Source organism: Burkholderia sp. 4M9327F10 (assembly GCF_005503145.1).
Taxonomy (GTDB): Bacteria; Pseudomonadota; Gammaproteobacteria; order Burkholderiales; family Burkholderiaceae; genus Paraburkholderia.
Map to the genome: position 1 here is coordinate 1 of NZ_SCNV01000103.1, position 18,183 is coordinate 18,183.

At 63.0% G+C, this 18,183-nt stretch carries 16 protein-coding genes; 6 read left to right on the forward strand and 10 right to left on the reverse strand.

What is annotated here, in order from left to right:
- Positions 1–1,512: phosphate acyltransferase (locus FFS45_RS39995; protein ID WP_137960118.1), on the forward strand; the 1,512-nt coding region annotated here is incomplete at its 5' end.
- Between the two features lie 162 nt (positions 1,513–1,674).
- Here the strand turns inward: FFS45_RS39995 and FFS45_RS40000 are convergent.
- Positions 1,675–5,271, reverse strand: coding sequence for an indolepyruvate ferredoxin oxidoreductase family protein (locus FFS45_RS40000; RefSeq protein ID WP_137960119.1), 3,597 nt, complete (start codon positions 5,269–5,271; stop codon positions 1,675–1,677).
- 367 nt (positions 5,272–5,638) lie between these two features.
- On the opposite strand from FFS45_RS40000, the gene FFS45_RS40005 reads away from it, so the two are divergent.
- Positions 5,639–5,833, forward strand: a complete 195-nt coding sequence (locus FFS45_RS40005) for a hypothetical protein (protein ID WP_137960120.1) — start codon at positions 5,639–5,641, stop codon at positions 5,831–5,833.
- A gap of 135 nt (positions 5,834–5,968) precedes the next feature.
- On the opposite strand, the gene hppD is transcribed toward FFS45_RS40005, so the two are convergent.
- Entirely contained in the window at positions 5,969–7,066 is a 1,098-nt protein-coding gene (gene hppD, locus FFS45_RS40010) for a 4-hydroxyphenylpyruvate dioxygenase (RefSeq protein ID WP_137960121.1), read from the reverse strand.
- A gap of 148 nt (positions 7,067–7,214) precedes the next feature.
- Here hppD and FFS45_RS40015 point away from each other — a divergent pair, with 148 nt between their 5' ends.
- On the forward strand, positions 7,215–7,715 hold the full coding sequence (locus FFS45_RS40015) for an Lrp/AsnC family transcriptional regulator (RefSeq protein ID WP_137960122.1): 501 nt from the start codon (positions 7,215–7,217) through the stop codon (positions 7,713–7,715).
- A 72-nt stretch (positions 7,716–7,787) separates the two neighbouring features.
- Here FFS45_RS40015 and FFS45_RS40020 read toward each other — a convergent pair whose 3' ends face one another.
- From FFS45_RS40020 to paaA, 8 genes are all read right to left on the reverse strand, one after another.
- Entirely contained in the window at positions 7,788–8,456 is a 669-nt protein-coding gene (locus FFS45_RS40020) for a GNAT family N-acetyltransferase (protein ID WP_137960123.1), read from the reverse strand.
- Positions 8,457–8,705: 249 nt separating this feature from the next.
- Positions 8,706–9,311, reverse strand: a complete 606-nt coding sequence (locus tag FFS45_RS40025) for a TetR/AcrR family transcriptional regulator (protein WP_137960124.1) — start codon at positions 9,309–9,311, stop codon at positions 8,706–8,708.
- 14 nt (positions 9,312–9,325) lie between these two features.
- Positions 9,326–10,153 carry a DUF1835 domain-containing protein gene (locus tag FFS45_RS40030; protein ID WP_137960125.1) on the reverse strand — a complete coding sequence of 276 codons (828 nt, stop codon included), beginning with the start codon at positions 10,151–10,153 and terminating at the stop codon, positions 9,326–9,328.
- A 149-nt stretch (positions 10,154–10,302) separates the two neighbouring features.
- Positions 10,303–11,391 carry a 1,2-phenylacetyl-CoA epoxidase subunit PaaE gene (gene paaE / locus FFS45_RS40035; protein ID WP_137960126.1) on the reverse strand — a complete coding sequence of 363 codons (1,089 nt, stop codon included), beginning with the start codon at positions 11,389–11,391 and terminating at the stop codon, positions 10,303–10,305.
- A gap of 1 nt (position 11,392) precedes the next feature.
- Positions 11,393–11,935, reverse strand: coding sequence for a 1,2-phenylacetyl-CoA epoxidase subunit PaaD (gene paaD, locus FFS45_RS40040; protein WP_137960127.1), 543 nt, complete (start codon positions 11,933–11,935; stop codon positions 11,393–11,395).
- A gap of 20 nt (positions 11,936–11,955) precedes the next feature.
- Positions 11,956–12,759 (reverse strand): 1,2-phenylacetyl-CoA epoxidase subunit PaaC, encoded by an 804-nt coding sequence (paaC, locus tag FFS45_RS40045; protein WP_137960128.1) that lies wholly within the window; start codon positions 12,757–12,759, stop codon positions 11,956–11,958.
- Between the two features lie 7 nt (positions 12,760–12,766).
- Positions 12,767–13,063, reverse strand: coding sequence for a 1,2-phenylacetyl-CoA epoxidase subunit PaaB (gene paaB / locus FFS45_RS40050; protein WP_349292352.1), 297 nt, complete (start codon positions 13,061–13,063; stop codon positions 12,767–12,769).
- Between the two features lie 121 nt (positions 13,064–13,184).
- Positions 13,185–14,183: a 1,2-phenylacetyl-CoA epoxidase subunit PaaA gene (gene paaA / locus FFS45_RS40055; protein ID WP_137960129.1), complete on the reverse strand. Its 999-nt coding sequence runs from the start codon at positions 14,181–14,183 to the stop codon at positions 13,185–13,187.
- 171 nt (positions 14,184–14,354) lie between these two features.
- Between paaA and FFS45_RS40060 the strand changes: the two genes are divergently transcribed.
- The 3 genes from FFS45_RS40060 (at position 14,355) to FFS45_RS40070 (ending at position 17,811) form a co-directional block, all read left to right on the forward strand.
- The gene (locus FFS45_RS40060) at positions 14,355–14,660 is read left to right on the forward strand and encodes a DUF2628 domain-containing protein (protein ID WP_137960130.1); all 306 of its coding nucleotides are present in this window, start codon (positions 14,355–14,357) and stop codon (positions 14,658–14,660) included.
- Positions 14,661–14,806: 146 nt separating this feature from the next.
- Positions 14,807–16,429, forward strand: coding sequence for an NAD(P)/FAD-dependent oxidoreductase (locus FFS45_RS40065; RefSeq protein WP_137960131.1), 1,623 nt, complete (start codon positions 14,807–14,809; stop codon positions 16,427–16,429).
- A 113-nt stretch (positions 16,430–16,542) separates the two neighbouring features.
- Positions 16,543–17,811, forward strand: a complete 1,269-nt coding sequence (locus FFS45_RS40070; RefSeq protein ID WP_137960132.1) for an SGNH/GDSL hydrolase family protein — start codon at positions 16,543–16,545, stop codon at positions 17,809–17,811.
- Positions 17,812–18,183: the final 372 nt, after the last annotated feature.

Below are 18,183 nucleotides of genomic sequence, written 5' to 3' on the forward strand. Positions count from 1 at the left end.
TTCCTCGGCTGCTCGAGCGCCGGCGTGCTGAAGCCGGAGATGGTCGCGGAAATGGGCACCCAGCCGCTGATTCTCGCGCTGGCCAATCCGGAACCGGAAATCCGCCCGGAAGAAGCAAAGAAGGTGCGCCCGGACGCGATCATCGCCACGGGCCGTTCGGACTATCCGAACCAGGTCAACAACGTGCTGTGCTTCCCGTTTATCTTCCGCGGCGCGCTCGACGTGGGCGCGACAACCATCACGGAAGAGATGAAGCTCGCCTGCGTGCGCGCGATCGCGGAACTGGCGGAAGAAACTGATCAGGGCGATGAAGTGGCGAAGGCCTACGAAGGCCATACGCTCGAATTCGGCCCGGATTACCTGATCCCGAAGCCGTTCGACCCGCGCCTGATCATCAAGATCGCGCCGGCCGTCGCGCAGGCTGCGATGGACTCGGGTGTCGCCACTCGTCCGATCAAGGACATGGACGCGTATCGCGAAGAACTCGGCACCACCGTCTACCGTACCGGCATGGTGATGCGTCCGGTGTTCGCGGCAGCGAAGTCGGCGCCGGCGCGCATCGTGTTTGCCGAAGGTGAGGACGAGCGCGTGCTGCGCGCGGCGCAGTTCGTGCTGCTCGAGAAGATCGCGAGGCCCATCCTGGTCGGCCGTCCGGCGGTGATCGACATGCGTCTGAAGAAGATGGGTTCGAAGCTCAAGTGCGGCGAAGACTTCGAGATCGTCAATCCGGAAGACGATCCGCGCTACCAGAAGTGCTGGCAGGAATATCACGAGATCGGTGCGCGTGAAGGCGTGACGCCGGAAGTCGCGAAGGCCGCGCTGCGCAAGTTCAATACGCTGATCGGCGCGATCCTCGTGCGTGTGGGTGACGCTGACGGCATGATCTGCGGCATGATCGACACGTACCAGAGCCATCTGAAATTCGTCGAGCAGGTGCTGGGCAAGGCGGAAAACGTCCAGAACCTGGCGGCGATGAACCTGCTGATGCTGCCGGGGCGCAACCTGTTCATCTGCGATACGTACATCAACGAAGTGCCGAGCGCCGAGCAACTCGCCGACATGACGGTGCTGGCCGCAAGCGAAATCGAGAAGTTCGGCATTACGCCGAAGGTCGCGCTGCTGTCGAACTCGAACTTCGGCAGCGTGCCCTCGGCATCGTCGCAACGCATGGCCGAAGCACGCAAGCTGATTGCGCAACGCGCGCCGGCGCTCGAGATCGACGGTGAAATGCACGGCGACGCGGCCTTGTCGGAAATGGTCCGCAAGGCTGCGTTCCCGGGCACGACGCTCACGGGCGAAGCCAATCTGCTGATCATGCCGAACGTGGAAGCCGCGAACATCACGTACAACCTGCTGAAGATGATCGGCGGCGAAGGTGTGACGGTGGGGCCGTTCCTGCTCGGCGCGGAGAAGCCGGTGCACATCCTGACGCCGGCTGCGACCGTGCGCCGGATCATCAACATGACGGCCGTCGCTTCGGCGAATGCACGGGTGCGGGCTAACGCGCAGTAACTGAGGTTGTTGCACCTGATGCGGGCGTCGCCATGCGGCGCTCGCATATCTCACGCATCAATTGGTTTTACGCGTGAGCCACGAGTAAAAAAGGCGGCTGTCCTTACGGGCAGCCGCCTTTTCCATTGGCATCTACAACAAGATCATCTGCTGGTCAGAGGATCACGCGGCATGTTGCGCCTGACCGTCCTGCGGCGCACGCCAGCGCGCCAGCAAGCCTTGCCACTTCACGCGCACGCCCTTCAGGTTGTTTTCCTTCACGTGTCCGTAGCCGCGGATGCCGTCGGGCAGATTCGCCAGTTCCACCGCGAGAGCATGTTTCTGCACGCTCAGGCCGCCGATCAGCTCCCGCACCAGCGCTTCGTACTCGCCGATCAACGCGCGCTCGGTGCGACGCTCTTCCGTCTTGCCAAACACGTCAAACGCGGTGCCGCGCAAGAACTTGAGTTTCGCGAGCACGCGCATGGCGCTCAGGATCCACGGCCCGTACTTCTTCTTGATCAGATGGCCGTGCGCATCCTTCTTCGAGAAAGCCGGCGGTGCGAGGTGGAGGTTGACCTTCCAGTCGCCCTCGAAACTCGCTTTCAGCTTTTCCATGAAGGCCGGGTCGGCATACAGACGCGCGACTTCGTACTCGTCCTTGTAGGCCATCAGCTTGTGCAGGTTTTTCGCCACGGCCTCGGTCAACGGCAATTGACCGTCACCGACGTCGAGCGCAGATTCGGCCACTCGCACCTGCGCTACCAGTTCGCGATAGCGTGCCGCGTAGGCCTCGTCTTGCCATGCAGTGAGGTAATCGGCGCGCTTGTCGATCAGCGTGTCGAGCGCCTTCGGCGTATGCAGTGAGACAATCTTGCTGCTGGTCTCCGATGCTGCGGTGCGGCCTTGCGACTGCGCGATGTTGCGCACGGCTGCAAGGTCGTGTGCGGCGCGGCGGCCCCACTCGAAGGCCGCCCGGTTTTTCTCGACCTGCACCGCGTTCAGTTCGATCGCCCGGATCAGCGATTCGTACGTGAGCGGCACCCAGCCCTTTTGCCACGCATAACCGAGCACGAACGGGTTCGTGTAAATTGCGTCGCCGAGTAGCGCGACGGCGAAATGGTTGGCGTCGATTGAGTCGACGCCTGCTTCGCCTGCGCCTGCTCGCACGTCCGCTTCCGCGTCGGCGCCCGGGAATTGCCAGTTCGGGTTCTTGATGAAGGCGGCGGTCGGTGTGCGCGCGCTGTTCAGCACGACGCGCGTGCGGCCGACCTGCATCCGCGAGACGCATTCGTCGCTGGCGGTGACGATCGCGTCGCAGCCGATCACGAGGCTTGCTTCGCCCATGGCGATGCGGGTCGCGTGGATATCGGCCGGCTGGTTCGCGATCTGCACGTGGCTCATCACCGCGCCGCCTTTCTGCGCGAGACCGGTGACGTCCAGCACGGTCACACCCTTGCTCTCGAGGTGCGCGGCCATGCCCAGCAACGCGCCGATCGTCACGACCCCCGTGCCGCCCACGCCCGTGATGAGCACGCCGTATGGCCGCTCGATCGACGGCAGATCCGGCGTGGGCGCCGGCGGCATCGCATCGGCGGTCGCGCCTGACGAGGCCTTGGGCTTCTTCAACTGTCCGCCTTCAACTGAAACGAAGCTCGGGCAGAAGCCGTTCACGCACGAGAAGTCCTTGTTGCAGGTCGACTGGTTGATCTGGCGCTTGGTGCCGTACTCGGTATCGAGCGGCTCGACCGACAGGCAGTTGGACTTGACCGAGCAGTCGCCACAACCTTCGCAGACGGCTTCATTGATCACGACGCGGCGCGCCGGGTCCGGATAGGTGCCGCGTTTGCGGCGGCGGCGCTTTTCGGTCGCGCAGGTCTGGTCGTAGATCAGGATCGAGGTGCCGGCGATCTCGCGCAGTTCGCGCTGCACATCGTCGAGCTGGTCGCGGTGATGAATCGTGATGCCCGGCGCGAGTCCGACATTCGCGTGGTACTTCTCCGGCTCGTCGGTGACGATCACGATCTTCGCGGCGCCTTCGGCAGCGAGCTGATGGGTGATCTGCGGCACGGTCAGCACGCCGTCCACCGGCTGGCCGCCGGTCATGGCGACCGCGTCGTTGTACAGGATCTTGTAGGTGATGTTCGCCTTCGAGGCGATCGCTGCGCGAATCGCCAGCAGCCCCGAGTGGAAGTAGGTGCCGTCGCCGAGGTTGGCGAACACGTGCTTGTCGTTGGTGAACGGCGCCTGGCCGATCCACGCCACGCCTTCGCCGCCCATCTGGCTAAAGGTGCTGGTGCTGCGGTCCATCCACACGGTCATGTAGTGACAGCCGATACCGGCCATCGCTCGCGAGCCTTCGGGCACATTGGTGGACGTGTTGTGCGGGCAGCCGGAGCAGAACCACGGCTTGCGCTCGACTTCGACGCGCGGCCGGGCCAGCGCCTTTTCCTTTGCTTCGATCACCGCGATGCGGGCGGCAATGCGCGCACGCACATCGGCGGGCAGATCGAATTTTTCCAGACGCGTGGCGATCGCCTTGGCGATAATCGCCGGCGACAGCTCATAGTGCGCCGGCAACAGCCAGTTGCCCATCGGCACCGACCATTCGCCGCCGGCGCCGTCTTTTTCGTCGAACTTGCCGAATACGCGCGGACGCTGTGCGTCGGGCCAGTTGTACAGCTCTTCCTTGATGGCGTATTCGAGGATCTGGCGCTTTTCTTCGACCACGAGGATTTCTTCGAGGCCACGCGCGAACGCATGCGCGCCCTGTGCTTCGAGCGGCCACACGCAGCCCACCTTGTACAGGCGAATGCCGATGCGCGAGCAGGTTTCGTCGTCGAGGCCGATGTCGGTGAGCGCCTGGCGGACGTCGAGATACGCCTTGCCGGCCGTCATGATGCCGAAGCGCGCCTGCGGCGAATCGATCTCCACGCGGTCCAGCTTGTTGGCCCGCACATAGGCGAGTGCGGCATACCACTTGTAGTCGAGAAGGCGCGCTTCCTGGACCAGCGGCGGATCCGGCCAGCGGATATTCAGGCCGCCTTCCGGCATGGCGAAGTCTTCCGGCAGGACGATCTTCGTGCGGTGCGGATCGATGTCCACGGAAGCGGATGATTCGACCACGTCAGTCACGCATTTCATCGCGACCCACAGGCCGGAATAGCGGCTCATGGCCCAGCCGTGCAGGCCGAAGTCGAGATATTCCTGCACGTTCGACGGAAACAGCACCGGTAGGCCGCAGGCCTTGAACATATGTTCGGACTGGTGCGCGAGCGTCGAGGACTTGGCGGCGTGGTCGTCGCCAGCGAGCACGAGTACGCCGCCGTGTTGCGCCGAACCGGCCGAATTGCCGTGCTTGAGCACGTCGCCCGAGCGGTCGACGCCAGGGCCCTTGCCGTACCACATCGAGAACACGCCGTCGTATCGGGCGTTCGGATACAGGTTGACCTGTTGCGAACCCCACACGGCGGTGGCGGCGAGGTCTTCGTTGACGCCGGGCTGGAACACGACCTGGTGCGCGGCGAGATGCTGCTTCGCCTTCCACAGCGACTGGTCGAGACCGCCAAGCGGCGAGCCGCGATAGCCGGAAATGAAACCGGCGGTGTTGAGCCCTGCGGCTTTGTCACGTTCCTGCTGCAACATCGGCAGACGCACGAGGGCCTGGATGCCGCTCATGTAAGCGCGGCCGCGTTCGAGCGTGTATTTGTCGTCGAGCGTGACGGAATTGAGCGCGGCTTCGAGCGAGGCTCGCTGACCAGCGTCTAGCGGGGCATTCATTTGTCTGTACTCCTCCAGCCTGTTTGGGATCGCCAAAGCTTGGTGGCCTCGGCATCTTGTGAATGCTCTGACCGGGGTCGCCATATTGACGTGTTTTAAGGGATGGTAGCACTGGGAGAAACCCGCCGCATGGCATTAAAAATGCTGTCATTTCACGCCGTATCGCGGCTTTCGAATGACGTGGTTATGACAGGTAGGCGCCTGATTGAATTATTTTCACGGCATTGTGTAACGAGCTGTAAAAGCTTCAAAGTTGCGGAACCGCTCTTGAAAAGCCTGTCTAACCACCCACCTGTGCGCGTGTCCGCGCAACGCTCCGCGGTTGGTGGAGCTTCACGACAAGCAGGCAGTCAGAAAAGGAGTACGCATGAACACTAGAAATATCCAGACCTTCCTGATGGTTTCGGCCGCATTCTTTGCGATGAGCGCACCGGTGCGCTCCGGCAGCGCGAGTACGCTTGCCAACGCGGTCGCGCTCACGGCGAGAATCACGCCGGCATGCATCGCTGCAGAGTGCGTTGCACCGTCAGGCGAAGCCGACGAGGACGAGCGGCGTTCCTGATGGGCCGCTCAGGCGGTTCGCCAATCTGATTTTTGCCGGCGCCTGAAGCAAGGCGGCGGCTGAAACAACAAAGGGCGGAGATCTTGCGATCCCCGCCCTTTTCTTTTGGTGCCGTGCCGTTATGCCGCGACGGCGTTACGCCTTGTCCTGCACCACGCCGCGGCGAATCTGATCCAGCTCGATCGATTCGAACAGCGCCTTGAAGTTGCCTTCGCCAAAGCCCTGATTACCCTTGCGCTGAATGATCTCGAAGAAGATCGGGCCAATCTGGTTCTCGGTGAAAATCTGCAGCAGCAGATCGTCGGGTGCGCCGTCGATCAGGATCTTGCGCTTGCGCAGTTCCTCCAGCGGCTCGCCGTGATTCGGCACGCGGCGATCGACCAGCTCGTAGTAAGTGTCGATCGTGTCAAGCAGCGAAATGTTCGATGCGCGCAGTCCGTCGACGGTGCGATAGATGTCGTTGCTGCCAAGTGCGATGTGCTGGATGCCTTCGCCGTGGTACGCGTCGAGGTACTCCTGGATCTGCCCGGCGGTTTCCGACCCTTCTTCGTTGATCGGAATGCGGATCTTGCCGCACGGGGAAGTCATGGCCTTCGACTTCACGCCCGTCACCTTGCCCTCGATGTCGAAGTAGCGCACTTCGCGGAAGTTGAACAGACGTTCATAGAACTCCGCCCATTCCTGCATGCGGCCACGGTGGACGTTATGCGTCAGGTGGTCGATGTAGGTGAGGCCGTGGCCGACCGGGTTCGGGTTGGCGCCGGGAATCGGCACGAAGTCGACGTCATAGATGCCGATGTCGCCAATGCTGTTCGGCTCCGCGCCGTTCTTGCCGCGCCAGCGGTCCACGAAATAGATCAGCGAATCGCCGATGCCCTTGATCGCCGGAATGTTCAGCTCCATCGGGCCGGTCTTGTTGTCGAAACCCCACGCGCCTTTTTCGAGTGCCTGCTGGTAGGCCTTGGCGGCGTCCTGGACGCGGAAAGCGATCGCGCAGATCGAAGGGCCGTGCAGGCGTGTGAAGCGTTGCGCGAACGAATCCGGTTCCGCGTTGACGATGAAGTTGATCTCGCCCTGGCGATACAGCGTCACATCCTTGTGACGATGCCGCGCGATGGCGGTGAAGCCCATCTGTTCGAACAGCTTGCCAAGTGCCTTGGGGTCCGGGGCGGTGTACTCGATGAACTCGAAGCCGTCAGTGCCGACGGGGTTGTCCCAGGTTTGAACCTGCATGTCTGTCTCCTTCCAGATGGGCGCGCGCATTGCGCAATCGAATGTCGCCAGTGTAAAGGGCTACCCGCGGAGAAAACTTGCGAACTTAATCGTGTCTGGCTAGGCTGGCGCTATTTCATGGCTCAAATTAAGACTGAGGCGGCAGAAAATGGCCAATATCGAGATGGATGCGATCGACCGGCGGATTCTCACCATCCTGCAGGGGGATGGCAGATTGTCGAATCAGGAGATCGCGGAGCGCGTGAATCTGTCGCCCAGTCCTTGTCTGAGGCGCATTCGCCGGCTGGAGGAGAGCGGCGTGATCCGGGGTTATGTGGCGTTGCTCGACGCGCGGCGGCTCGGCCTCGACCTGCTTGCCTATGTGAATGTGCGGCTGGAAAAGCGCGGCGGACCGGCGCTCGGCCCGCGCGGCGACGGCACGACGCACGCTGACCTGTTTCGCGCCGCGGTGCAGGCCTGGCCGGAGGTGGTGGCCTGCCATGCAATGACGGGGGATATGGATTACCTGTTGCGTGTGCAGGTGGAGGATATGGCGCACTTCTCGCGCTTTGTGCAGGACCAGTTGCTGCACCATCCCTCGGTGATCGACGTGAAGACGAGCTTTTCGCTCGCGACGATCAAGGAGACGACTGCGCTACCTATCTTGTGAGCGTTGTGAGCGAGGGTGCTGCTACGGCGGCCATGGCGTATCGCCCGGGACCGCCGCGGGTGTCGGAGACGGTCAGGCAGCGACGGCGGCCGGCAGGAGCGATTCGAAAATCTTCGAAGCCTGACGTGCCTGGCGCTTCAAGGCGTAGTCGAACACAGCGGCTTGCTCCTGCAGCATTTCGGCAATGATGCTCGACTGGTCCGCGGGCGGCAGCGTCAGATAGGCGTCGGCCTCACCGTACGCATACTCGATCTTCATGCCGGCTTTCCTGGCGATGTGCATCATCGTGGAGTTGCGCGACAGGCAGTGCATATAGAGCGTGGTCACGTGCGTGTTACGGCTGCGAATCGCGGCGCGCTCGAACAGCTTGCTGCCGATACCCTGGCCGCGCACGCTTTCCAGCACCGACACGCCGAACTCGGCGGTGCGCTTGTCGCCTTCCGCCGGAAGATAGGCCAGGTGGCCCACGCCGACCAGTTGCAACTGGTTGTCGAAGACGCCGAATACGGTGTCCCGCGTGAAATCGATAGAACGGACGTAGTTCTCGATCACATGGTTCGGCACGATTTGGCCGAAGCGCAGCAGACGGTCGTCTTCGTCGAGCGCGAGGAAGTGCGTGAGCAGGCGTTCGCGGTCGACGGCGGTCAGTTCCCGCACCAGAGCATGCGCGCGACCGGCAGCCTGCATCAGGCGATCTGATGCGACGATCGGCTCAGCGGCGCGGGTAGTAGGCGTAGTCATGGTTGGGTTCTCCTATTCGTCAGGCGGCATGGTGCACCGCAAAAACGATTTTAACCGAAACCCCATCCCATAACTAGGGAAAACCCGGATGTCAATTCGACAATCCGCTCTATTTTGCTACGAACCCATTTTTATATTATTGATTTATAAAAGATATTTAATTCGCATAGATGATGCGAAGTGCTGTGGCTGCGCGGCAACTATTCGTCTGATATATGTTGCCGTGCAATATGTCCGCACCGTGAAAAGCTATTCGGCGGCCCTCAGTCCGTGGTCGACCATCTCGACCACCTGCTCGGCGAATTCCCGGTAGCCCATCCGGCCGCCGGGCTTCAGCCACGTGAAGGTCCAGTTGATCATGCCGAACACCATCATCGTCAGCGCCGTCTGGTTTTCGCGGGTGGCGCGCTCGGGATAGGCGCGCGTCAACTGGCGGGCGAACGCCGCCACCACGTCGCGCTGGCGGTTCAGGATGATCTCGCGCTGCGTGTCCACAAGGTATTTCACGTCGTTCAGCAGCGCGACGTGCCGGCTGTGCGAGTTTTCGTATTCGGAGAGGAATGCGCGGATCAGCTCGGCAAAGGTTTCGCGTTCGGTCAGTGCGCGCCGCTGGCTCGAGCCTTCCACTTCCGCGATGATCAGCATCAGCCGCTTGGTGTAGCGGTCGAGCAGATCGAACAGGATCGCTTCCTTGCTTTCGTAGTAGTGGTAGAGGCGCGCCTTGGAGGTGCCGCTGGCGGCAGCCAGATCGGCCATTGAAGTGCTCGGATAGCTGGTCTGCGCGAACTTGGCGGCGGCCAGTTCGAGGATCTGGTCGCGCTGGGTTTCGTGATCGGGGGCTCGGGTGCGGGCCATGGTGTCCGGAAGGCTTAGCTGGAGCAGGTGGAAAGGGCTGCGCGCAGTTCCAGTGCGCGCCATCCGGAGGCGTCGCCGCGCAGGCACACGCGTGCGCTCGAGGCGAGTTCGCGCAAGCGCCAGAGCACGATGCTGTCGCTGACCAGGAAGCCGAGTTCGCTGCTCATCAGTTGCGCGCCGATGCGGGAAGCCGGTTGCCAGGCGTCGTCCGCCTGTTCGAGGATCTGCGCGTCCAGATCGGCGAAGGCGCCGCTCGTGAAGGTGTTGTCGCGCCAGCGGCGGGTTTCGCCGTTCGCCTGTTTGACTTCCTGCCATTCGAGTGCGAGCCGGCTGATGCGCAGCACCGAGATGGGCGCGACGTCCGGGAGCCGTGTTTGCAGGACCTCAGGCGCGAACATGCCGACCGAGGTGGCATGGTCCGCGCGGCTGTGGGCAAAGGCGCCTGGATCGGTGAGATCGCGGATCGACAGGCGGACTTCGTTCAGCCGCTGCGGGCTGTTGCGCAGGTGGTAGCAGGCCCGCCGCAGGGTCAACTGATCGGATGCGCTTTCGCCATGCCACAGCACAACCTGGCTGGTGTCGGCGGTAATCTGCTCCAGCGCGGCTGCTTCGTCAGTGAATTCGCGCAGGAAATCGCGGGGCGCGCCGTCGCGCCGGGAGCCGTCCATCACGCGTTGCCAGAACTCGGCGCGCACCCCGGGCGTATCGTCGACGCCGCGCAGCGGGCCGACCGCGAGGTCGTCGCGCAGCGCCTGCACGCGTTCGTCGCGTCCGGCTTGTTGCAGGGCGGCTCGCAGGGAGTCGGCGGCGACATCGCCGTTAGTCAGGTGGATCGTGCTCATCAACGGTTCGCAGGCAAATCAGTCACAAAAAGGGCCGCTCGATAACCGGAACCGGGTCCCGATCGCGAGCGGCCCCTAGTGTAAGCGGATCGCGGTTGAGCTGAAAGCGCTCAGATGCGCATTGCGGAAGAAGGTTGGGCGTATACGGCCTAGCGCTCGTCGTAGCTAACCACCACCCGGTCGCTTACCGGATGGCACTGGCAGGTCAGTACGAAACCATCGCGGATTTCGTGCTCTTCCAGCGTGTAGTTCTTTTCCATCCGCACTTCGCCCTCGAGCACTTTTGCACGGCAGGTGCAGCAGACGCCGCCTTTGCAGGCGTACGGCAGGGCGAGCCCGGCCTTCAGGCCGACGTCGAGTACGCTCACGCCCTGGTAAGGCAGGCGCAGCTTGCGCTTCTTGCCGTCGAGGACGATTTCGAGGTCCGCGGCCGGGGTATTTTCGGTGATCTCGACGGGCGGCACGCCGGCCTGCGGCAACGGTGAACCGAAGCGTTCGACGTGAATCTTCTGCTGCGCGAGGCCCGCTGCCTTCAGCGCCGCTTCGGCGGCGTCCATCATCGGCGCGGGGCCGCAGATGAAGGCTTCGTCGATGGCCTCGGCAGGCACCAGGTTCTCGATGAAGGCCGCGCACTTTTGCTGATCCAGCACGCCGTTGAACAGTTCCACGTCCTGCAGGTCGTCCGAGAGCACGTGGTACAGCACAAAGCGGTTCATGAAGCGGTTCTTCAGGTCTTCCAGCTCTTCTGCAAACATGATCTGGTCGACGCTGCGGTTGCCATAGACCAGCGTGAACGTGCTGCGCGGCTCGACCTCCAGCGTGGTCTTGATGATCGCGAGCACCGGCGTGATGCCCGAGCCGCCGGAGAAGGCGAGATATTGCTGGCCCTGCTCCGCGTTCAGGTGCGTGAAGAAACGGCCGTCGGGCGTCATCACGTCGATCGTATGGCCGGGCTGCAGCGTGTCGAAGGCGAAATTCGAAAAACGGCCGCCCCGTACCCGCTTGATGCCGATGCGCAGTTCGCCGTCGCGGTCATAGTCGGTGACGCCGACGCAGATCGAGTACGAGCGGCGCGTCTCTTCGCCGTCGATGTGCGTCTTCAGCGTGACGAACTGGCCTTGCGTGAAGCGGTACTGCTCGCGCAGCTCGACAGGCACGTCGAAGGCGACCGAGACCGCGTCGGCGGTTTCGGGCCGGACTTCGCGGATACGCAGGGGGTGAAATTGCGGGCTGGCCATATCAGTACGGTTTGAAATAGTCGAAGGGTTCACGGCAATCGAGGCAGCGGTACAGCGCCTTGCAGGCCGTCGAGCCGAACTGTGCGAGACGTTCGGTGTGAGCCGAGCCGCAGCGCGGACAGGCCGGCGCGGGCAGCGCCCTGGGGACGAAGCGGATCACTTTCTCGCCCGGGGCGTCGCTTGCGCAATTGCCGGTGGGTGGCGCGATGCCGTAGGCGCGCAGCTTCTCGCGCGCGTCGGCGGTCATCCAGTCGGTGGTCCAGGCGGGCGCGAGCACGGTGGCGATACGGTAAGGCGTGAGTTTGGCGACTTCGAGCGCGTGACCCACGTCTTCGGCGATTTGTGACATGGCCGGGCAGCCGGAGTAGGTCGGCGTGATGACGACCTCGAGCACGCCGTCGGCGGCACGGCGCACGTCGCGCAGAATGCCGAGTTCGCGAATCGACACCACCGGAATCTCCGGGTCGGGCACCGTTTCGAGCACGGTCCATGCGCGCTCCAGCACGGGGTCCATGGTGTCGGCGAGGCTTGCGGTCGAGGTCATTTTCCTGCTCCGTCCAGGGCTTACCAGCTGGCGCCGGGATGTTGCCGCGCGAGGCTTTGCATCTCAGCCAGCATGTAGCCCATGTGTTCGGAGTGCTCGCCATGCTTGCCGGTCGTGATGTGCTGCACCGGCTCGGGCGGGGTGAGCGTGGCTTCGCTCAGCGCGGCGCGCACGTCTTCCTCCCAGGCGGCTTGCAGATCCGCCGTCAGCGGCCCGACGCCGGCTGCGGCGATGGCTTCCTCAACCGCGTCGACGCTGAAGAACTCGCGCGTGTAGGGCATCAGATAATCGAGCGCGTCTTGTGCGCGGCGATGCGATTCGTCCGTGCCGTCCCCGAGGCGGATCAGCCACTCGCTGGCGTGGTGGACGTGGTAGCGCGTCTCTTTGATCGACTTCGCGGCAATGGCCGCGAGCTGCGTGTCGGTCGAGGCGCCGAGCGCCGTCCACAGATGCGCCATCAGCGTCGAATACAGGAAGTTGCGCACGATCGTGACCGCGTAATCCTTGTCGGCGTGGGCAGTGCCCGACAGCGGTCCAAAATGCGGCAGCTCGGCGAGCGTGTAGTTGGCGAACTCCCGTTCGGTGCGAAAGTACGCGTAGTCGTCCTCGCTCTTGCTGGCGCCGGTTAGCGCATGCTCGAGCGTCGCCGCGTGCGTGTACAGGAGGCGCGCCTGGCCGATCAGGTCGAGGCTCATGTTGGCGAGCGCGATGTCCTCTTCAAGGATCGGGCCGTGGCCGCACCACTCGGCGTTGCGCTGACCGAGGATCAGGGCGGTGTCCGCGAGGCGCAGCACATAAGAAAGGTGTTGGGGCGTGATGTCCATGACGCGCTTACATGTGGTTGACTTCGTCGGGGAGCGTGTAGAACGTCGGATGGCGGTAAATCTTGTCGCCGGCCGGTTCGAACAGCTCCGCCTTGTCCTGCGGGTCGGACGCGGTGATCGCCGTGGATGGCACCACCCAGATGCTCACGCCTTCCTGGCGGCGCGTGTATACGTCGCGCGCCATGCGCAGGGCCATCGGTGCGTCGGCCGCATGCAGGCTGCCGCAGTGTTTGTGGTCGAGGCCTTGTTTGCTGCGCACGAACACTTCCCAGATCGGCCATTCTTTGTTCATCGGCTTGTCCATTCTCGAATCTCCTGAATCCTTTGCTGCTTCTTTCACTGGCGTTGCCGCGTGGCGTCGGCTAGTGCCGGCCATCGTCTGGAATTGCCCGGCATTGCCCGCCTTGAGCGGATCGTCGCGCGGCTTACGCTGCGTGCTGTTGCGCGCGCTGGCGTTGCTTTTCCGCGTGGGCGAGGGCGGCTTCGCGTACCCAGGCGCCGTCGTTATGAGCCTTCACCCTGGTGGCGAGGCGCTCGCGGTTGCACGGACCGTCGCCGTTGACGACGCGCCAGAACTCATCCCAGTCGATGTCGCCGTAGTCATGGTGACCACGCGCTTCGTTCCACTTCAGGTCCGGATCCGGCAACGTGACACCGAGGAGCCTGGCCTGGTCGACGGTGGCGTCGACAAACTTCTGGCGCAGATCGTCATTGGAGATGCGCTTGATGCCCCATTTCGACGACTGATTGCTGTGGATCGAATCCTTGTCGCTCGGGCCGAACATCATGAGTACCGGCCACCACCAGCGGTTGACTGCCTGCTGGACCATCTCGCGCTGCGCTTGCGTGCCGCTCATCATGGACAGCAGCGCGTCGAAACCCTGGCGCTGGTGGAACGACTCCTCCTTGCAGATGCGGATCATGGCCCGGGCATAAGGGCCGTAGGTGCAGCGGCACAGCGGAATCTGGTTCATGATCGCCGCGCCGTCGACCAGCCAGCCGATCACGCCGACATCTGCCCACGTGGGCGTCGGATAATTGAAAATGCTCGAATATTTGGCTTTGCCGGCATGCAGGGCGTCGATCAGTTGATCACGCGACACCGCCAGCGTTTCGGCAGCGCTATATAGATAGAGGCCGTGGCCGGCTTCGTCCTGAACCTTGGCGAGCAGGATCGCCTTGCGCTTCAGGCTCGGAGCGCGGGTGATCCAGTTGCCTTCGGGCAGCATGCCCACGATTTCCGAGTGCGCATGCTGCGAGATCTGCCGCACCAGCGTCTTGCGGTAGGCGTCGGGCATCCAGTCCTGCGGCTCGATTTTGCCGTCCGCGGCCATGACTGCGTCGAAACGCACCTGCTCAGGCGAGCCGCCGGCGGCATCCAGTGGCGCGACGTTGCCGGGAATGTCGAGGGATTGCGTGTACATGGCGAACGCTCTCGTCCGAAGTTGTCTGTGTTCGGGAGTATAAACCAACCGACCGGTCGGTTAATGATTTTTTTGAAAGTGATTTGGGGTAGGTTCACACGCCGCAGATAGGGTACGGTGGAGGTCGGCGCAGCGCGCGCCGGGTTGGTTAAATGCGAGGGCGGAAGAGAAATGACGGAGCGAATCTATTTGCAGCACCCGGTGAGAGGTGAAACGGTTGAGGTGAGCACCGGTTTCAGTTGGGCTGCCTTCCTGCTGGGCTTTATCTGGGCGCTGATGAAGCGAATGTGGCTCGTTGCACTGCTGATGCTGGCAGTGAATCTGGCGATCGGTCTGATCGGTTTCGCCGGGGCGACCGCCGATGTAATCAGCCTCGCGCTGAGTATTCTGTTCGCGATTTACTGCGGTATGAAGGCTAACCAGTGGTATCGCCGCGACCTGGAGCGCAAGGGCTACGTGGTTGCGCCGCGCCCCTGATATGGGGCGGCTCCGAAAGCGCTGTTTTGCCGCGAAATACCGGCGGCAAGCTCGCTGATCTCAACCGTTGCCGCCCTGGCCCGCAGCAGAACCTATAAAATCGCGGATTGGCCGCGATTGTGCGCCCCCTGCATCCCCCGGTACTCATGTTACGTTTAAGCGAAGTCAAACTCCCTCTCGATCACCCCGAAAGCGCTCTGGATGCCGCAGTTCTTGCGCGCCTCGCCGAGCTCGGGGTGCCGGCTGATGGGCTCGTCCGTTATACGGTCTTCCGGCGCGCTCACGACGCGCGTAAGCGCGCGGACATCAAGCTGACCTATATCCTCGATGTCGAGGTGAAGGACGAAGCGTCTGCCTTGAAGCGCCTCGCTGGCGTGCCTCACTGCGGCGTGACGCCGGACATGGAGTATCGCTTTGTCGCGAGGGCGCCCGAGCACATGACGGGGCCGCGCCCGGTCGTGATCGGCATGGGTCCGTGCGGCCTGTTCGCGGGGCTGATCCTCGCGCAGATGGGTTTTCGCCCCATTATTCTGGAGCGCGGCAAGGCGGTGCGCGAGCGCACCAAGGATACCTTCGGCCTGTGGCGCAAATCGGTGCTCAATCCCGAATCCAACGTGCAGTTTGGGGAAGGCGGGGCCGGGACGTTTTCCGACGGCAAGCTTTACAGCCAGATCAAGGACCCACATCACTACGGCCGCAAGGTGCTCGACGAGTTCGTCAAGGCAGGTGCGCCGGAAGACATTCTTTACCTGAGCCGGCCGCACATCGGGACGTTCCGCCTGGTGAGCATGGTGGAGAAGATGCGCGCCACCATTCATGAGCTGGGTGGCGAGGTGCGCTTCGAGACGCGCGTCGAGGACATCGAGATCGAGCACGGCAAGGTGCGCGCGCTCCAGTTGTCCAATGGCGAGACGCTGCCTTGCGAACACGTGGTCCTCGCAGTCGGCCACAGCGCGCGCGATACCTTCGAAATGCTGCACAAGCGCGGCGTCTATATAGAAGCGAAGCCGTTTTCGCTCGGTTTCCGCATCGAGCATCCGCAGGGCCTGATCGATCGCAGCCGCTTCGGCAAGTTCGCGGGGCACAAGCAACTGGGCGCCGCGGACTACAAGGTGGTGCATCACTGCAGCAACGGGCGGGCGGTGTACAGCTTCTGTATGTGCCCGGGCGGGACGGTGGTGGCGGCGACTTCGGAGCCGGGCCGCGTGGTGACCAACGGCATGAGTCAGTACTCGCGTGCCGAGCGCAACGCTAATGCGGGCATCGTGGTCGGCATTACGCCGGAGGATTACCCGGGCGGCCCGCTCGCCGGTATCGCTTTTCAACGTAAATGGGAAGAGCGCGCGTTCGAGCTGGGCGGCAGCAACTACTGCGCGCCGGGTCAGCGGGTGGGTGACTTCATTGCCGGCCGGCCGTCCACCTCGCTAGGTTCAGTTGTACCCTCGTACAAACCGGGTGTGCATCCTACCGATCTCAGTACGGCGCTGCCCGACTATGTGATCGAAGCGATTCGCGAGGCGCTTCCGCAGCTCGACCGCAAGATTGCCGGTTTCGCTATGGACGACGCGGTGCTGACCGGGGTGGAGACGCGCACCTCGTCGCCCATCCGGATTCGCCGCAAAGACGATTATCAGAGCATGAACGTGCAGGGCCTTTATCCGGCAGGTGAAGGCGCGGGTTACGCCGGCGGGATTTATTCCGCGGCCATTGACGGCATTGAAGTGGCGCAGGCCCTGGCGCTGAATCTCACGGCGGGAAGCGTTCGCTAAGGAAGCTGGCTTGCGGGCTTGTGGGGAGCGGGCTGTTCATGGGCGCCTTCCGCCCGCCACCGCTCCTGAGCGATCGGGCACAATGGGCGCTTCGTCTTTTGCTCACTCCCCGAATGACCCTCCGTACTCTGGCCGCGGCATGCGGCCTCGCCCTGCTGGCCCAATTTGCCGCCACGCCGGCAGCACTTGCCGCCGACGCACCCACGCGCTGGGTTGCGACCTGGGCGACTGCGCTTCAGTCCATTCCCCAACAGGCTAACCTGCCGCCGCCTTACCGCGCTCCTGAGGTCGCCGGACGCACGGTCCGGCAGATCGTCTATCCCACGCTTTCCGGCGGCAGCGTCCGGATACACCTCAGCAATGAATACGGCAAGACGCCGCTGGTGATCCAGGAACTGCAGATTGCGCGTTCGGCGGGCGGCGCGGCCGCGCAAGCGAAAGGTGGGGCGAAGGTGACTTTCGGCGGCAAGGACTCTGTGGTCGTGCCGCCCGGCGGCGAACTGGATAGCGACGCGCTTGCGTTCGATATTGTCGCTGGCGCCCCGTATGCAATCAGTTCGTACATGGCGGCGGATCAGCGCCTGGTGGCGTGGCACCGGGTGTCGAATCAGGTCAATTACGTCTCGCTGCCCGGCAATCATGCGGATGACGCCATGGCCGGTGCGTTTTCGCAGCGCTTTACGCAGTTTGCCTGGGTGACGGGGCTGTCGGTAGAGACGCCGTCCGGCGTCGCGGTCGCCGCGATCGGCGATTCGATCACCGATGGCATGCGCTCGAGCCTGAACGAGAATCGCCGCTGGCCCGACGCATTCGCGCGCCGTGTTGCGCGATCGGGCGACCGTTCTACCGCGGTTGTCAATCTGGGGATCAGCGGCAACCGCCTGCTGAGCGATTCCCCTTGCTATGGTGAGGCGCTCGACAAGCGCTTCGGCCGGGATGTGCTGGAGCGCCCGGGCGTGAAGACGGCGATTCTGCTGATTGGTATTAACGACATCAATTTTTCTTCGATGCCGCCGCGCTCCGGGCTGGATTGCGATTATCCGCACACGACGGTGAGCGCCGGCGATCTGATTGCAGGCTACAAGCGGGTGATTGCCGAGGCTCATCGGCACGGTGTGCGCGTGTTCGGTGCGACGCTTACACCTGCCGCGCTGCCGCCGCAGCGCGAGAGCATCCGGTTGGCCGTGAATCAATGGATCAGGACGGCGGGAGCGTTCGATGGCGTGGTCGATTTCGACGCGGCTTTGCGGGATCCGGCTCAGCCTGAGCGCCTGCAGCGCGGGTATGACAGCGGCGATCACATTCATCCGAGCGACGCGGGTTATGCCGCAATGGCTGAGGCGATTCCACTCGACGCCGTAGTAAATTCGACTCGGAAGTGACTCGCCAAAAAAACATTTCCGTCAAACTCTTGTCATGCGGCCGTTGTTCGCCTAATATTCGGCTCCTCGTTTGCGAACGAGCGCCGCTGCCGAAACCAGCGGCCGTAGCGTCAACAAGGTTTTAAGCGAAAGCAAAAAAATGTTGTTGACGAGACGAAAAAGATTCTTCATAATCTCGTTTCTCTGCTGCTGATGCAGCGACGCAGAACGAAGCGGTGCCGGGTAGTTGAAGTGGGCGCGGTTTTGTGAATGCGGATGCGATCTTTAAAAATTAACAGCCGATAAGTGTGGGCGCTTGATGGCGACGCGAGCCGGGTCCTTCGGGGTCTGGCGTACAAGCGAAAGTATCAAGTCTCACACAGTAATGAAAGG

What these genes read in the sequence shown, in the direction of transcription:
- FFS45_RS40000 (WP_137960119.1), bottom strand. Translation starts at nt 5,271, where the DNA reads ATGAATGCCCCGCTAGACGCTGGTCAGCGAGCCTCGCTCGAAGCCGCG.
- FFS45_RS40005 (WP_137960120.1), top strand. Translation starts at nt 5,639, where the DNA reads ATGAACACTAGAAATATCCAGACCTTCCTGATGGTTTCGGCCGCATTC.
- hppD (WP_137960121.1), bottom strand. Translation starts at nt 7,066, where the DNA reads ATGCAGGTTCAAACCTGGGACAACCCCGTCGGCACTGACGGCTTCGAG.
- FFS45_RS40015 (WP_137960122.1), top strand. Translation starts at nt 7,215, where the DNA reads ATGGCCAATATCGAGATGGATGCGATCGACCGGCGGATTCTCACCATC.
- FFS45_RS40020 (WP_137960123.1), bottom strand. Translation starts at nt 8,456, where the DNA reads ATGACTACGCCTACTACCCGCGCCGCTGAGCCGATCGTCGCATCAGAT.
- FFS45_RS40025 (WP_137960124.1), bottom strand. Translation starts at nt 9,311, where the DNA reads ATGGCCCGCACCCGAGCCCCCGATCACGAAACCCAGCGCGACCAGATC.
- FFS45_RS40030 (WP_137960125.1), bottom strand. Translation starts at nt 10,153, where the DNA reads ATGAGCACGATCCACCTGACTAACGGCGATGTCGCCGCCGACTCCCTG.
- paaE (WP_137960126.1), bottom strand. Translation starts at nt 11,391, where the DNA reads ATGGCCAGCCCGCAATTTCACCCCCTGCGTATCCGCGAAGTCCGGCCC.
- paaD (WP_137960127.1), bottom strand. Translation starts at nt 11,935, where the DNA reads ATGACCTCGACCGCAAGCCTCGCCGACACCATGGACCCCGTGCTGGAG.
- paaC (WP_137960128.1), bottom strand. Translation starts at nt 12,759, where the DNA reads ATGGACATCACGCCCCAACACCTTTCTTATGTGCTGCGCCTCGCGGAC.
- paaB (WP_349292352.1), bottom strand. Translation starts at nt 13,063, where the DNA reads ATGGACAAGCCGATGAACAAAGAATGGCCGATCTGGGAAGTGTTCGTG.
- paaA (WP_137960129.1), bottom strand. Translation starts at nt 14,183, where the DNA reads ATGTACACGCAATCCCTCGACATTCCCGGCAACGTCGCGCCACTGGAT.
- FFS45_RS40060 (WP_137960130.1), top strand. Translation starts at nt 14,355, where the DNA reads ATGACGGAGCGAATCTATTTGCAGCACCCGGTGAGAGGTGAAACGGTT.
- FFS45_RS40065 (WP_137960131.1), top strand. Translation starts at nt 14,807, where the DNA reads ATGTTACGTTTAAGCGAAGTCAAACTCCCTCTCGATCACCCCGAAAGC.
- FFS45_RS40070 (WP_137960132.1), top strand. Translation starts at nt 16,543, where the DNA reads ATGACCCTCCGTACTCTGGCCGCGGCATGCGGCCTCGCCCTGCTGGCC.